Source organism: Nocardioides zhouii (genome assembly GCF_004137345.1).
Lineage (GTDB): Bacteria > Actinomycetota > Actinomycetes > Propionibacteriales > Nocardioidaceae > Nocardioides > Nocardioides zhouii.
The window spans coordinates 104,599-117,477 of the sequence record NZ_SDWV01000011.1 but is presented as its reverse complement, the minus strand read 5'-3'; the positions used below and the strand labels follow the sequence as shown (position 1 = coordinate 117,477).

Here is a 12,879-nt window from a genome sequence, read left to right as displayed (position 1 = left end):
CGACCAGTCAGGCCCGCAGGGGCGCGGTGGCGAAGGCCCGCAGCCCCTCGTCCGGTCCGATCTCCGCGGTGAAGCCCAGCTCGCTCGTCGCCAGCGCGGGGGAGGCGACGACGTGGCGTACGTCCCCGGACCGGAACCCTCCGGTCACCTCGGGCGCGATGTCGCGACCGGTGCCCTCGGCGACGCGGGTGGCCACGTCGAGGATCGTCACCGGGCGTCCCGAGCAGACGTTGTACGTCGACCAGCGCAGCGTCGGGCCGGCGACGACGGACTCGAGCGCGAGCACGTTGGCCCGGGCCACGTCGTCGACGTGGACGAAGTCGCGCATCTGCCCGCCGTCCTCGTAGACCTGCGGCGCCTCGCCGCGCTCGAGCGACGAGCGGAACATCGCTGCCACACCGCTGTAGGGGGTGTCGCGCGGCATCATCGGGCCGTAGACATTGTGGTAGCGCAGCGCCACCGCGGCGGCACCGGCCTGGCGTACCCACGACGAGGCGTAGTGCTCCTGCGCGAGCTTGCTCGCGGCATAGCTGCTGCGCGGGTCGAGCCGCGCGTCCTCCGGCACGAGCTGCCAGTCGAGCGGGCCGTCGCAGACGGGACAGTGGTTGTCGAAGTCGCCGGCCTCCATCGCGGCGACCGGCCGCGGCGGCGGCAGCTGCGGGCCGTGGTCGGGGCAGGCGTAGAGGCCCTCGCCGTAGACGACCATCGAGGACGCGAGCACCAGCCGGTCGATGCCCGCGTCGTGCATCGCGACCAGGAGCGCGGCGGTGCCGACGTCGTTGTGCGAGGCATAGTCGGGCAGGTCCGCGACGCGTACGCCGGCACCGACGAGCGCGGCCTGGTGGCACACCGCATCGACCCCGCGCAGCGCGTCGGACCAGGCGTCCGATCCCGCGTCGCGTACGTCGAGCTGGAGCGTCCCGGCCGGCGGCACCGACGAGCCGTGGGCCGAGGCGAGCATCAGGTCGACGCCGACCACTTCGTGCCCGGCCGCCTCGAGCCGCCGCCCGATCGCGGACCCGATGAAACCGGCCGAGCCGGTCAGCAGCACCCTCACGAGCCGGGCACCTCGTAGGTCAGCTCGATCCCGTCGGACCAGGTGGCGCAGGTGCATCCGGTCGGATCGGGCAGAGCCTCGACGGCCGCGGTGAGGATGCCGGTGAGCCGCTCGAGGTTGGACCGGAAGAGGTCGAAGACGTCCTCCTGGCCGACGCCCGTGCCCGATTCGGCGCCGGCGTCCATGTCGGTCACCAGCGCGAGCGGGGCGTAGCACTGGCCCATCTCGCGGGCCAGCTGTGCCTCGGGTGCGCCGGTCATGTTGATCAGGTCCCAGCCCTGCGCGGCGTAGTGCTGCGACTCCGCGCGGGTCGAGAAGCGCGGGCCCTCGACGACGACCATCGTGCCGCCGCTGCGGACGTCCGGGTCGGCGCCGGCGAGGGCCGACGAGACGCCGGGACAGTAGGGATCGGCGAAGGGCAGGTGCACGGCACCCGACTCGACGTACGACCCGATCCGGCGGTGCGTGCGGTCGACGAGCTGGTCCGGCACGACGAGGTCGCCGGGAGCAACGGTGTCCCGGAGCCCGCCGACGGCGCACGGCGCCAGCACCTGGCGTACGCCGATCGCGCGCAGCGCCCACGCGTTCGCGCGGTAGCGGATCGCGTGCGGCGGGAAGTCGTGGTGGGCGCCGTGCCGCGGCACGAAGGCCACCCGTCGACCGGCCACCTCGCCGATGGCGATTGGCGCCGACGGGTCGCCGTACGGCGTCTCGACCACGTGCTCGGTCGCGTCTGCGAGGAAGGAGTAGAAGCCGGTGCCGCCGATGACGGCGACGTCGGCGCGAGGAGAGTCGGCCACGTGCACACCCTAGAGATGGGCCGCCAACCGGAGCCGTATGGTGTTGTGGCGGCGTGGGTACGTTCGAGGAATGGCACTCGTATCCAGCTCCGGCTTCGCCCATGTCCGCCTCACCGTGACCGACATCGCCCGGTCCAAGGAGTTCTACGACCAGCTCTTCGGCTGGCCGACGGCGGTCGACAGCTCGGACCGCGTCGACGAGCCGGGGGTGCGCGAGTCCGTGGAGGAGTTCTTCGGCGGTGTCGTCTACCAGACCCCGCAGGGGACGCTCTTCGGCCTCCGCCCCGTCGGGAGCACCCGCTTCGACGCCGACGAGACCGGTCTCGACCACGTCAGCTTCGCCGTCGCGTCGCGTGACGACCTCGAGTCCGCGCGTGCGTCGCTCGCCGACGCCGGCATCGAGCACGGCGAGATCATCGACCTCGCAGACGCGGGGATCGCGATCCTCTCGATCCAGGACCCCGACGACATCAACGTCGAGCTGACCGCGCCCCTCGGCTGACGGGCGCACTCGCTATCTAGGGACGATCTCGTAGGCCGGAAGGCCACTTCGCCAACGATTTCGTCCCTAGATACCCCAGGAGCGGGCGGTCAGTCCTCGGAGGCCGCCGAGCCTTCCTTGTCCTTGATCAGGTCCATGACCGTCGAGTCGGCGAGGGTGGTCACGTCGCCGACCTCGCGGTGCTCGGCGACGTCCTTGAGCAGACGGCGCATGATCTTGCCGGAGCGGGTCTTGGGCAGCTCGGGCACGACCATGATCTGGCGCGGCTTGGCGATCGCGCCGATCTCCTTCTGCACATGCTTGCGGAGCTCTTCGACGATGTCGGGACCGCCGTCGCCGGCGGATTCGCGCAGGATGACGAAGGCGCAGACGGCCTGGCCCGTGGTCTCGTCGGCCGCGCCCACGACGGCCGCCTCGGCGACCTTGGGGTGCGACACGAGCGCCGACTCGATCTCGGTCGTCGAGAGGCGGTGGCCCGACACGTTCATCACGTCGTCGACGCGGCCGAGCAGCCAGATGTCGCCGTCCTCGTCGAGCTTCGCACCGTCACCTGCGAAGTAGAGGCCCTCCCAGCGCGACCAGTACGTGTCCTTGAACCGCTGGTCGTCGCCCCACAGGGTGCGCAGCATCGCGGGCCACGGCTCACGGATGACGAGGTAGCCGCCGTTGCCGTTGCCGACCGACTGCGCCTCGTCGTTGACGACATCGATGGCCACGCCGGGCAGCGCCTTCATGGCACTGCCCGGCTTGCCCGCCGTAACCCCTGGCAGCGGGCTGATCAGGATCTGGCCGGTCTCGGTCTGCCACCAGGTGTCGACGATCGGGCAGCGCTCGCCGCCGATGACCTCGCGGTACCAGATGTAGGCCTCGGGGTTGATCGGCTCACCGACCGAGCCGAGCAGCCGGAGCGAGGTCAGGTCGTAGCCGTCGGGGATCTCGCGGCCCTGCTTCATGAAGGTCCGGATCGCGGTCGGCGCGGTGTAGAAGATCGTCACCTTGAGGTCCTGGATGATCTGCCACCAGCGGCCCTTCTCGGGCGTGCCCTCGTACATCACCTGCGTCGCGCCGTTGGCGAGCGGGCCGTAGACCATGTAGCTGTGGCCGGTCACCCAGCCGACGTCGGCAGTGCACCAGTAGACGTCGGTCTCGGGCTTGAGGTCGAAGACCTCCCAGTGCGTGAACGACGTGCCGGTGAGGTAGCCGCCGGTGGTGTGCAGGATGCCCTTGGGCTTTCCGGTGGAGCCGGACGTGTACATCACGAACAGCGGGTGCTCGGAGTCGTGCATCTCGGCCTCGTGGTCGGCCGACGCGCCGTCGACGGCGTCGTGCCACCACACGTCGCGACTGTCGTCCCACGCGACGTCCTGGCCCGTACGCCGGACGACGAGCACGTGGCGCACGAGGTCGCCGGTCTTCTCGACGGCTTCGTCGACCGCGGGCTTGAGCGCACTGGCCGAGCCGCGGCGGTAGCCACCGTCGGACGTGATGACGACCTTGGCGTCGCAGTCGGCGAGGCGGGAGGCGAGGGCGTCGGCGGAGAAGCCGCCGAAGACCACGGTGTGCGGGGCGCCGAGGCGGGCGCAGGCGAGCATCGCGACGACGACCTCGGGGATCATCGGCATGTAGATCGCGACCCGGTCGCCCTTCGTGACGCCGAGGTCGGTGAGCGCGTTGGCCGCCTTGGACACGAGGTCCTTGAGGTCGGAGTACGTGATGTCGCGGGTGTCGTCCTCAGGCTCACCGATCCAGTGGAGCGCGACCTTGTCGCCGTTGCCGGCGTCGACGTGGCGGTCCACGCAGTTGACCGAGGCGTTGAGGGTGCCGCCGACGAACCACTTGGCGAACGGCGGGTTGGACCAGTCGAGGACCTGGTCCCACTTCTGGCCCCAGTCGAGCCGGTCGGCGGCCTCGGCCCAGAACGCCTCACGGTCGGAGTCGGCACGGGCGTACGCCTCCTCCTTGACGTTGGCGTCGGCGGCGAGACCGGCAGGAGGATCGAAGCGGCGCTCCTCGCGGGACAGGTTCGACAGGGTCTGGTCGGACAAGGCGCTCTCCTCGATGACGTGGAACGGGGGTGCCCCCTCGCCGAACCTACAGCGGCCCGGCGAGGGGGTCACGGGTGAACCAACCCGGTGGTGATCGATCAGTGGTGCGTGGCGCCCTCGGCGCCCGCACCGGTCAGTGCGCGGACCTCGAGCTCGGTGAAGCGGTCCTCCGCCGACGGCTCCCGGCTGGAGATCGTGCCGATGTAGCCGAGCAGGAAGCCCAGCGGGATCGAGACGATGCCGGGGTTGTTGAGCGGGAAGATCGCCCAGTCGGAGTCGGGGAACATCGAGGTGGGCAGGCCCGACATGACGGGCGACAGCAGCACCAGACCCACGGCGGAGATGAGGCCGCCGTAGATGCTCCACGTGGCACCGCGTGTGTTGAAGCGACGCCAGAACATGTTGTAGATGATCGCCGGCAGGTTCGCCGACGCCGCCACCGCGAACGCGAGGGCCACGAGGAAGGCGATGTTGAGTCGCTGGGCCGGGATGGACAGCAGGATGGCCACGGCGCCGATCGCGAAGGCGGCGATGCGGGCGACCCGCACCTCGTCCTTCTCGCTGACGTCCTGGTCCTTCTTGAGCACGCCCTTGTAGAGGTCGTGCGCCACCGACGAGGAGCTGGCCAGCGTCAGTCCGGCCACCACCGCGAGGATGGTCGCGAAGGCGACCGCCGCGATCAGGGCGAGCAGCACTGCGCCACCGGTCGAGCCGGCTCCGCCGCCGACGGCTTCGGCGAGGAGCGGGGAGGCGAGGTTCTGGTTGCCCCCGGCCACCGGGTCGATCACATCGCGGTCGAGCAGGGCCGCGGCACCGAAGCCGAGCACCAGCGTCATCAGGTAGAAGGCGCCGATCAGGCCGATCGCCCACAGCACCGACTTCCGCGCGTCGCGCGCCGTCGGGACCGTGTAGAAGCGGATCAGGATGTGCGGCAGGCCGGCGGTGCCGAGCACCAGGGCCAGTCCGAGCGACAGGAAGTCGATCTGCGACGTCAGCGTGGCGCCGTACTGCAGACCCGGCTGGAGGAAAGCCTCGCCCTTGCCCGAGTTGTCGGCAGCGGCGCCGAGCAGCGAGGACAGGTTGAAGTTGAACTTCGCGAGCACCAGCACCACGATCAGCGCCGAGCCGAGCATCAGCAGCACGGCCTTGGTGATCTGCACGTAGGTCGTGCCCTTCATGCCGCCGACGACGACGTAGAAGATCATCAGGACGCCGACGCCGATGATGGTGATGTTCTTGATCGCCTGGCTGTCGACACCGAGCAGCAGCGCCACCAGGGTGCCTGCACCGACCATCTGGGCCAGCAGGTAGAAGATCGAGACGACGACGGTCGAGATCGACGCCGCGGTGCGGACCTTGCGCTGGTTCATCCGGAAGGCGAGCTGGTCGGCCATCGTGTAGCGACCGGCGTTGCGCAGCATCTCGGCGACAAGGAGCAGCGCGACGAGCCACGCCACGAGGAAGCCGATGGAGTAGAGGAAGCCGTCGTAGCCGTAGACGGCGATGGCACCGGAGATGCCGAGGAAGGACGCGGCCGACATGTAGTCGCCGCCGATGGCCAGGCCGTTCTGGAAGCCCGAGAACGAGCGTCCGCCCGAGTAGAAGTCGGCGGCCGTCTTGGTCTGGCGGCTCGCCCAGAAGGTGATCCCGACCGTCAGTGCGACGACGGAGAGGAAGAGGAACGTGGTGAGGAACTGGTCGCTCATGCCTGGCCCCGCTTCCCGGTCGTCCCGACCTCGTCGCGGTAGGCCTGCTCGAGGTTGCGCGCCAGCGGGTCGAGCTTGGCGTTGGAGTAGCGGCTGTACATGTACGCCAGCCCGAAGGTGGTCACGAACTGGAGCAGCCCGAACACCAGCGCGACGTTGATGTGGCCGACGACCTGGGTGGCCATGAAGCCGCCGGCCCAGTTCGACATGACGACGTAGAGCAGGTACCAGGCCAGGAAGGCCACGGTGGCCGGGATGACGAAGCCGCGGTAGCGCTTCCTCAGCTCGACGAACTCACTGGATTCGTGCAGCCGGTCATAGACCGGATCGTGGCGGGCTGCCTGGTCTGGTGCCTCGGTGGTCACGGCTTCGTCCTCTCGCACAAGGGATGACGGCCACATGTGTGTGACCGCCGTCACCGTGGCACTCGTCACACCGGCCGCGGCAGGGTGCCGCGCGCGGCGGTCGGCCGATGGACGGGCCGGATCGGTGGGCGGTCGGTGTCGTACGACGAGCGGTCCGCGCGGCTCACCCCTTCGGGACTGACGCCGGCCGTCCCGGTGGTGGGACGCTTCAGCCCGTGGACACCAACCGGCGCACGCGCGACGACGCCCGCATCCTCGCGATTGCCTGGATCGTCCTGCTCCTGGGCGTCCTTGCGATCGGGTGGGTGCTCACCCACCCGCTGGAGTCGACCGTGGACCCGTGGGACGACAGCGTCGAGCGGTGGATCGCCGAGCGGCGTACGCCCACCGGGGAGTTCCTCGCCGCGTGGGGCAGTCACGTCGCCGACACCATCGTCGGGGTCATCGTCGCGGCGGTCGCGGCCCTCGTGCTCTGGCGTACGCAGCACTCGCGCCGACCGCTCGTCTACTTCGCGGTGCTCGTCGGCGGCACCCTCGTGCTCTACCTGATCGTCACCGCCCTGATCACCCGCGACCGGCCGCCGGTCGAGATCCTCGACCCCGGCCTGGTGCCCGACCACAGCTTCCCGTCCGGTCACGTGGCGACGTCGATCGTCGTCTACTGCGCGCTCGCCATCTACCTGTTCCGGACCGTGCCCGCCTCGCGCCGCTGGGCCTGGGTCCTGTTCCTCGCGCCGGTGATCGTGGCGCCGTCGCGGCTCTACGAGGGCGCCCACCACCCGACCGACGTGTTCACCAGCCTGGTCTTCGCGCCGCTGTGGGTGGCGGTGGTGGCGTACGTCGTCGTGCCCCGCCCTGACAGGGTGGAGGCATGACTGCACCCATCGTCGTCGTGACCGGAGCCAACGGACTCGTGGGCAGCCACGCCGTGGCCGCGCTCAGCGCGAGGGGCGCGACCGTGCGCGCGGTCGTACGCCGCGCCGGGGCCGCGCCGCAGCTGGGCGGGGTCGAGGAGCACGTCGGTGACTTCGGCGACCCGGCCTTCGCGGCCGAGGTCGTGGCGGGCACCGACGTCCTCGTGACGACCGTCCACCCGCTCGGCGGCGACCGCGACGAGCAGCGCCGCATCGGCCTCGACGGCACGCTCGTCATCGCCGAGGCAGCCGGTGAAGCAGGCGTCCCGCTGATCGTGCACGTCTCCACTGCAGGTGTGTACGACCGCAGTCCCGAGGCCGGCGACATCGCCGAGGACTCCGCGCTGGTCGCCGACGACTCGCCCGACTACGGGGTGGTCAAGCGCGACATCGACGCGGCGCTCGAACGGCTCGGCGGCACGACCCGTGTCCTGGTGCGCCCGCCGGCGATCCTCGGGCCGGGCGAGTCCTCGGTGTGGAACACCGTGCGGCCGGCGGCCGGCGGCCGTCGCCGAGGACGAGTCGCGGCGCCACTCGATCGCCGACCAGACGTTCGCCTGGGTGCACGCCGACGACCTGGCCGCGATCATCGCGGACGTGGCCACCGGGGCGATCCCGGTGCGCGACGACGTGTCTGCGGGTCCGGTCATCGGCGGGTGCACGCCGGTCAACGTGGCCAGTGGCGACGCCGCCACGCAGCGCGACTACCTCGGCGCGATCACCGACACCCTCGGCCTCGAGCCGACCTGGGACGACAAGCCCGCCTGGACCGGGCAGATCCGCGCCGACCGGGCCCGCGGCTGGGGCTGGACGCCGCAGGTCTCGCTCGACGACGCGCTCGCCGAGCTCCGCGCCGGCCTGCGCTCCTGACCATCCCCCACCACCATCCCTGGAGCCTCCATGGAGTCACGCCGCTTCCCCCGCACCCCCTTCTCCGCCTCCGTCGTCGGCCTCGGCACCTGGCAGCTCGGCGCCGACTGGGGTGACGTGAGCGAGGACGACGCGCGCGCCGTGCTCGAGGCGTCGGCCGAGGCCGGCGTGACGTTCTACGACACCGCCGACGTCTACGGCGACGGCCGCAGCGAGCAGATCGTCGGCCGCTTCGTCGCCGACCACGCCGATGCCGGCTTCACCGTCGCGACCAAGATGGGCCGGCGTGAGGAGCAGGTGCCGGCGAACTACGTCGAGGCCAACTTCCGCGCCTGGCTCGACCGCTCGCGCCGCAACCTCGGCGTCGACACCATCGACCTCGTCCAGCTGCACTGCCCGCCGAGCGAGGTCATCGACGACGACGCGACGTACGACGTGCTCGACCGCCTCGTCGACGAGCAGGTCATCGCGGCGTACGGCGTCAGCGTCGAGACCGCCGACCAGGCGCTGAGCGCCATCGCCCGCCCCCACGTCGCGAGCGTCCAGATCATCCTCAACGCCTTCCGGATGAAGCCCCTCGACGAGGTGCTCCCGGCCGCCGCCGCTGCGGGCGTCGGCATCATCGCCCGCGTGCCCCTGGCCTCGGGCCTGTTGTCGGGGAAGTACGGCCTCGACACGACCTTCGCCGCGGACGACCACCGCACCTACAACCGCGACGGCAGCGCGTTCGACGTCGGCGAGACCTTCTCCGGCGTCGACTACGCGACCGGCGTGGAGGCCGCGCAGGAGTTCGCCCGGCTCGTCGACCGCGACCTCTCCGACGTGACGCCGGCGCAGGCCGCGATCGCCTGGATCTGCCAGCTGCCGGGCGTCACCACGGTCATCCCCGGCGCGCGCAACGAGGAGCAGGCGCGGTCCAACGCCGCCGCCGGCTCGGTCGGCGCGCTGCCGGAGTCCCTGCTCGAGGGTGTCGCGTCGTTGTACGACGAGCGCATCCGCGCGCAGGTGCACGGGCGCTGGTAGGCGCGATGAACGTCCAGGGGTGGGTCGTCGCGGCCGAACGGAAGTGGGACGCCGCCCGGCTGCGGCGCTCCGAGGCCAAGCCCCCTGCGCACTTCCGGATCGAGGCCTACATCGGCCACGGCGGTCCGGCCGGTGTCGTCGTACGTGGCAGGGTGCTCGACAACCGGCTCGGGACGGAGGCCGAGGAGGGCGAGGGCGTCCGCGCCGCGGCCCTCCGTACGCTCGGGCACTTCGTGACGACCGAGCTGCCGAGTGTGCCGCTCCGGGTCACGGTGGCGGGGGCGAGCGTCGACACCGAGACCGACGGCGAGGGCTACTTCCGCGTCCAGCTGCCGGCCGCTGCGCTTGTCTCGCCCTGGACCACGGGGACGATCGAGCTCCGCGGCGACTACCGCGGCGTCACCTCTGCGCAGGCCGAGGTGGAGGTGCGGGTGCCTTCCGCCGATGCGCGGTTCGGGGTGATCTCCGACGTCGACGACACGATCCTCGAGACCGGCGTGCAGCGGGCGCTACGGATGGTCGTCCAGACCTTCACCGGCTCGGCCCTCACGCGGACGGCGTTCCCCGGGGCGCCGGAGCTCTACCGCGACCTGGCGGCGGACGTGAACCCCGTCTTCTACGTCTCGTCGAGCCCGTGGAACCTCCACGCCTTCCTGCTGGCTTTCCTGCGGCACCGCGGCTTCCCGCTCGGACCGATCCTGCTGCGCGACCTGCTCGGCAACCGGGCCGGGCGCGAGCAGAAGCACGCCAGGATCCGGGAGGTCCTGGACCTCCACCCTCACCTGTCGTTCGTGCTCCTCGGCGACTCCGGTGAGAAGGACCCCGAGATCTACGCCGACATCGTGCGCGACCACCCGGATCGCATCCTCGCGGTCTACATCCGCGAGGTCCGGCTCGACCCCGGCGACGGGCGCGTGGAGAAGGTGTCCGATGCCTGGGGCACGGCCGTGCCGTTCGTCCTCGCCGCGGACTCCGACGTCATCCGCCGGCACGCGACGAGCCTCGGCCTGCTGTGATCGAGAATGGGCGCGTGACCACCCACGCCGTCTTCGGCCAGCTGCCCGACGGGCGCGACGTACAGCTCCTGACGATCGGTTCCGAGCCCGGCCCCGTCGTCGAGGTGCTCACCCTGGGTGCGACGGTCCACCGGTTGTTCGTTCGGGGCGGGGACGGCGTACGCCGCAACGTCGTGCTCGGTCATCCCGACGTCGCCGAGAGACTGGCGAGCAGCGACTACATCGGCGGGACCATCGGGCGCTACGCCAACCGCATCGCCGGCGGCCACTTCGAGCTCGGTGGTCGGACCGTCGAGGTGCGGACCCACGACGGCGGCAACAGCCTGCACGGTGGGCCGGATGGCTTCGACGTACGCCTCTGGGACGTGGTCTCGCACGCCGCCGACGAGCTCGTGCTGTCGCTGGTGAGTCCCGACGGGGACCAAGGCTTCCCGGGTGTCGTCTCCGTCAAGGTCCGCTATCGCGTCACTGGAAATGCCGTGGCGGTGGAGATGTCGGCGACGACCGACGCCACCACCGTGGTGGGTCTGACCAACCATGCCTACTGGAACCTCGACGGCGAGGGCGCCGGCCCGATCGACGACCACCTGCTCGCCGTCGACGCCGACGAGTACACGCCCGTGGGTGCCACCGGGATCCCGCTGGGCGAGCACAAGTCGGTGGCAGGCACGCCGTTCGACCTCCGCTCGCCGGCACCGCTCCGCGCGGGGTTCGACCACAACTTCGTCGTACGCGGCGAGGGGTTGCGTCGCCACGCGTCCCTCTCATCACCCCGGACCGCTATGACGGTCGAGATGTGGAGCGACCAGCCGGGGCTGCAGGTCTACACGGGCGACATGCTCGACGGTCCCCGCTACCAGCGCCGCGCCGGCGTCGCGCTCGAACCGCAGCTCTTCCCCGACTCCCCGAACCATCCCGAGTGGCCCTCGCCGGTCCTGGAGCCGGGGGAGACCTACCGATCGACGATCGAGTGGCGCTTCAGCTCTTGATCATGAACCTCTCAGGGTGCGGCAGCGGCTCGAAGCCGATCCGCGCGTAGACCTCGTGCGCGTCGCGGGTGGCGAGCAGGACGCGGCTCAGCCCCATCGGCTCGAGGCGCGCCACGACGGCGTCCATCAGCATCCGTCCGACGCCGCGACCGCGGTGGTCGCGGTGGACGTACACGTCGGCGAGCCAGCCGAAGTTGGCGTGGTCGGTGAGCACGCGGGCGTACGCCACCTGCTCCCCATCGGTGAAGACGCCGAAATTGAGCGAGTGCCGCGCGGCCGTCTCGATGTTGTCGCGGGTACGGCCCATCGCCCAGTAGGCGTCGGTGCTGAGCCACGGGTGGATGCGGTCGAAGTCCATCTCGGCGAGCTCGGTGCGGATCTCGTAGCCCTCGGTCATGGCGCCGATCCTCGCAGTTCTCCTTGCTAGACCGGGGTTGTCGCCCGTCCTGGGGGCGCCGACGATAGGGAGATGGGTGACGCGGAGCTCGACCTCGAACGCCTGATCAAGGCACCGATCGGCGCCGTCTTCGACCGGCTGGCCGACATCGAGAGCATCAACGAGTGGCAGCCCCGCAAGGGCAGCATCCGCCGCGGCTCGCGCAAGACCTCGCCCGGCCCGGTCGGCCTCGGCACGACGTACGAGGACTCGACGCTGTTCGGCAAGGCGCCGGGCGAGGTGTCGGCCTTCGACAGTCCTCGCGAGCTCGAGTACCACTGGCAGCAGAAGGCGCCCTGGGGCGCGATGCTCGCCGAGGGCTGGCCGGGCTACACGCTCGAGTCCGTGGGTGAGGGCGAGACGCTCGTACGCCACTACGCGCGGCTCAAGACGTATGGGCTCTACGGGCCGGCGACACCGATCATGAAGCGCATCGCGCTGCGGGAGCGCACGGCCGTGCTCGATGCGCTGGAGAAGTCGTTCGGCTAGGTCGCGTCGTCGAAGCCGTTGACGGTGGGTCAGCCGCGTCGGATGCGCTGTCCGAGGCGAGCCCACTGCCCGCCATCGCCATCACGACCACCGTCGTCGACGTGGAACGGGAAGTCCTCTGTGTCGGTGTCCTCGAGCTCTATGCCGGTGGTTGTCACACCGACCCGCACCCAGCGGGGCGAGTCGATGCAGGCGACCGGCACCACCACGGTGACTCGGTCCTTCCCGCCTTCGTACGTGCCGGTGAACCCCTCGCACTCGACCTCGCCTCTGCGCGGATGGCCGAAGACGGTCCGCACCTTACGCAGACCGCGCACGACCGACCCGAAGTAGCGGCCATCAGGTGTCCGGATCAGGACATCAGTGCGCAGTGCTGAGGCATGGCGCAGGTCGCGGAGGTGGACCGTGACCTTCAGCCGCTCCATGCCGTACGCGGTCACCGTCCGCGTGATGTCGCTTGCGGCGTAGTGCGGTGCAGGCAGGGTGTCCTGGTCCTCGTTGAGGTAGAACGCTTCGACATCGCCGACGGTGTCGCGAACCGTCACTGTCTCCGCGTGTGCGGCCAGCGGGGCCGTCAGAGTCGCCAGGACAGCAAGGGCGAACAGCCGAGACCTCATGCGGGACGTCATGCGCGAACCATAGGCCGACCGGCGGGCGTAGTCGGGTT

General features: G+C 70.7%; 14 protein-coding genes and 1 pseudogene. 8 read left to right on the top strand and 7 right to left on the bottom strand.

Annotated elements, in window-relative coordinates:
* Nucleotides 1-7: 7 nt before the first annotated feature.
* Together EUA94_RS12610 and EUA94_RS12605 are read right to left on the bottom strand one after the other, a co-directional pair.
* Complete coding sequence (locus EUA94_RS12610) at nucleotides 8-1,057, bottom strand: NAD-dependent epimerase/dehydratase family protein (protein WP_129427227.1); 1,050 nt, start codon at nucleotides 1,055-1,057, stop codon at nucleotides 8-10.
* Nucleotides 1,054-1,857 (bottom strand): S-methyl-5'-thioadenosine phosphorylase, encoded by an 804-nt coding sequence (locus EUA94_RS12605; RefSeq protein ID WP_207210528.1) that lies wholly within the window; start codon nucleotides 1,855-1,857, stop codon nucleotides 1,054-1,056. Before EUA94_RS12605 ends, EUA94_RS12610 begins: the two co-directional genes overlap by 4 nt.
* 70 nt (nucleotides 1,858-1,927) lie before the next feature.
* Here EUA94_RS12605 and EUA94_RS12600 point away from each other — a divergent pair, with 70 nt between their 5' ends.
* Nucleotides 1,928-2,359, top strand: a complete 432-nt coding sequence (locus EUA94_RS12600) for a VOC family protein (RefSeq protein WP_129427225.1) — start codon at nucleotides 1,928-1,930, stop codon at nucleotides 2,357-2,359.
* Between the two features lie 89 nt (nucleotides 2,360-2,448).
* Here the strand turns inward: EUA94_RS12600 and acs are convergent, their stop codons facing one another.
* The 3 genes from acs to EUA94_RS12585 form a co-directional block, all read right to left on the bottom strand.
* Nucleotides 2,449-4,404: an acetate--CoA ligase gene (gene acs / locus EUA94_RS12595; protein WP_129427224.1), complete on the bottom strand. Its 1,956-nt coding sequence runs from the start codon at nucleotides 4,402-4,404 to the stop codon at nucleotides 2,449-2,451.
* A 98-nt stretch (nucleotides 4,405-4,502) separates the two neighbouring features.
* On the bottom strand, nucleotides 4,503-6,110 hold the full coding sequence (locus tag EUA94_RS12590) for a solute symporter family protein (protein WP_129427223.1): 1,608 nt from the start codon (nucleotides 6,108-6,110) through the stop codon (nucleotides 4,503-4,505).
* Nucleotides 6,107-6,475: a DUF485 domain-containing protein gene (locus EUA94_RS12585; RefSeq protein WP_242494842.1), complete on the bottom strand. Its 369-nt coding sequence runs from the start codon at nucleotides 6,473-6,475 to the stop codon at nucleotides 6,107-6,109. Before EUA94_RS12585 ends, EUA94_RS12590 begins: the two co-directional genes overlap by 4 nt.
* Before the next feature lie 215 nt (nucleotides 6,476-6,690).
* Between EUA94_RS12585 and EUA94_RS12580 the strand changes: the two genes are divergently transcribed.
* The 6 genes and pseudogenes from EUA94_RS12580 (at nucleotide 6,691) to EUA94_RS12560 (ending at nucleotide 11,287) form a co-directional block, all read left to right on the top strand.
* On the top strand, nucleotides 6,691-7,350 hold the full coding sequence (locus EUA94_RS12580; protein ID WP_165356882.1) for a phosphatase PAP2 family protein: 660 nt from the start codon (nucleotides 6,691-6,693) through the stop codon (nucleotides 7,348-7,350).
* Nucleotides 7,347-7,808: pseudogene (locus EUA94_RS23130) on the top strand (NAD-dependent epimerase/dehydratase family protein); the annotation flags it as partial. The gene EUA94_RS12580 and the pseudogene EUA94_RS23130, both read left to right, overlap by 4 nt.
* Before the next feature lie 142 nt (nucleotides 7,809-7,950).
* A complete protein-coding gene (locus EUA94_RS22710) occupies nucleotides 7,951-8,259 on the top strand; it encodes an NAD-dependent epimerase/dehydratase family protein (RefSeq protein WP_242494840.1) in 309 nt (102 codons plus the stop codon).
* Nucleotides 8,260-8,289: 30 nt separating this feature from the next.
* Nucleotides 8,290-9,282, top strand: coding sequence for an aldo/keto reductase (locus EUA94_RS12570; protein ID WP_129427221.1), 993 nt, complete (start codon nucleotides 8,290-8,292; stop codon nucleotides 9,280-9,282).
* Nucleotides 9,283-9,287: 5 nt separating this feature from the next.
* On the top strand, nucleotides 9,288-10,298 hold the full coding sequence (locus tag EUA94_RS12565) for an App1 family protein (protein ID WP_129427220.1): 1,011 nt from the start codon (nucleotides 9,288-9,290) through the stop codon (nucleotides 10,296-10,298).
* 14 nt (nucleotides 10,299-10,312) lie between these two features.
* The gene (locus EUA94_RS12560; RefSeq protein ID WP_207210526.1) at nucleotides 10,313-11,287 is read left to right on the top strand and encodes an aldose epimerase family protein; all 975 of its coding nucleotides are present in this window, start codon (nucleotides 10,313-10,315) and stop codon (nucleotides 11,285-11,287) included.
* On the opposite strand, the gene EUA94_RS12555 is transcribed toward EUA94_RS12560, so the two are convergent.
* Entirely contained in the window at nucleotides 11,277-11,684 is a 408-nt protein-coding gene (locus EUA94_RS12555) for a GNAT family N-acetyltransferase (protein ID WP_129427218.1), read from the bottom strand. The two genes, EUA94_RS12560 and EUA94_RS12555, sit on opposite strands and share 11 nt — an antisense overlap.
* Before the next feature lie 72 nt (nucleotides 11,685-11,756).
* Here EUA94_RS12555 and EUA94_RS12550 point away from each other — a divergent pair, with 72 nt between their 5' ends.
* Entirely contained in the window at nucleotides 11,757-12,212 is a 456-nt protein-coding gene (locus tag EUA94_RS12550) for an SRPBCC family protein (RefSeq protein WP_129427217.1), read from the top strand.
* A 29-nt stretch (nucleotides 12,213-12,241) separates the two neighbouring features.
* Here EUA94_RS12550 and EUA94_RS12545 read toward each other — a convergent pair whose 3' ends face one another.
* Nucleotides 12,242-12,841, bottom strand: a complete 600-nt coding sequence (locus tag EUA94_RS12545) for a hypothetical protein (protein ID WP_129427216.1) — start codon at nucleotides 12,839-12,841, stop codon at nucleotides 12,242-12,244.
* Between the last annotated feature and the right edge of the window lie 38 nt (nucleotides 12,842-12,879).

What these genes read in the sequence shown, in the direction of transcription:
- EUA94_RS12545 (WP_129427216.1), bottom strand. Translation starts at nt 12,841, where the DNA reads ATGACGTCCCGCATGAGGTCTCGGCTGTTCGCCCTTGCTGTCCTGGCG.
- EUA94_RS12570 (WP_129427221.1), top strand. Translation starts at nt 8,290, where the DNA reads ATGGAGTCACGCCGCTTCCCCCGCACCCCCTTCTCCGCCTCCGTCGTC.
- EUA94_RS12600 (WP_129427225.1), top strand. Translation starts at nt 1,928, where the DNA reads ATGGCACTCGTATCCAGCTCCGGCTTCGCCCATGTCCGCCTCACCGTG.
- EUA94_RS12590 (WP_129427223.1), bottom strand. Translation starts at nt 6,110, where the DNA reads ATGAGCGACCAGTTCCTCACCACGTTCCTCTTCCTCTCCGTCGTCGCA.
- EUA94_RS12550 (WP_129427217.1), top strand. Translation starts at nt 11,757, where the DNA reads ATGGGTGACGCGGAGCTCGACCTCGAACGCCTGATCAAGGCACCGATC.
- EUA94_RS12555 (WP_129427218.1), bottom strand. Translation starts at nt 11,684, where the DNA reads ATGACCGAGGGCTACGAGATCCGCACCGAGCTCGCCGAGATGGACTTC.
- EUA94_RS12565 (WP_129427220.1), top strand. Translation starts at nt 9,288, where the DNA reads ATGAACGTCCAGGGGTGGGTCGTCGCGGCCGAACGGAAGTGGGACGCC.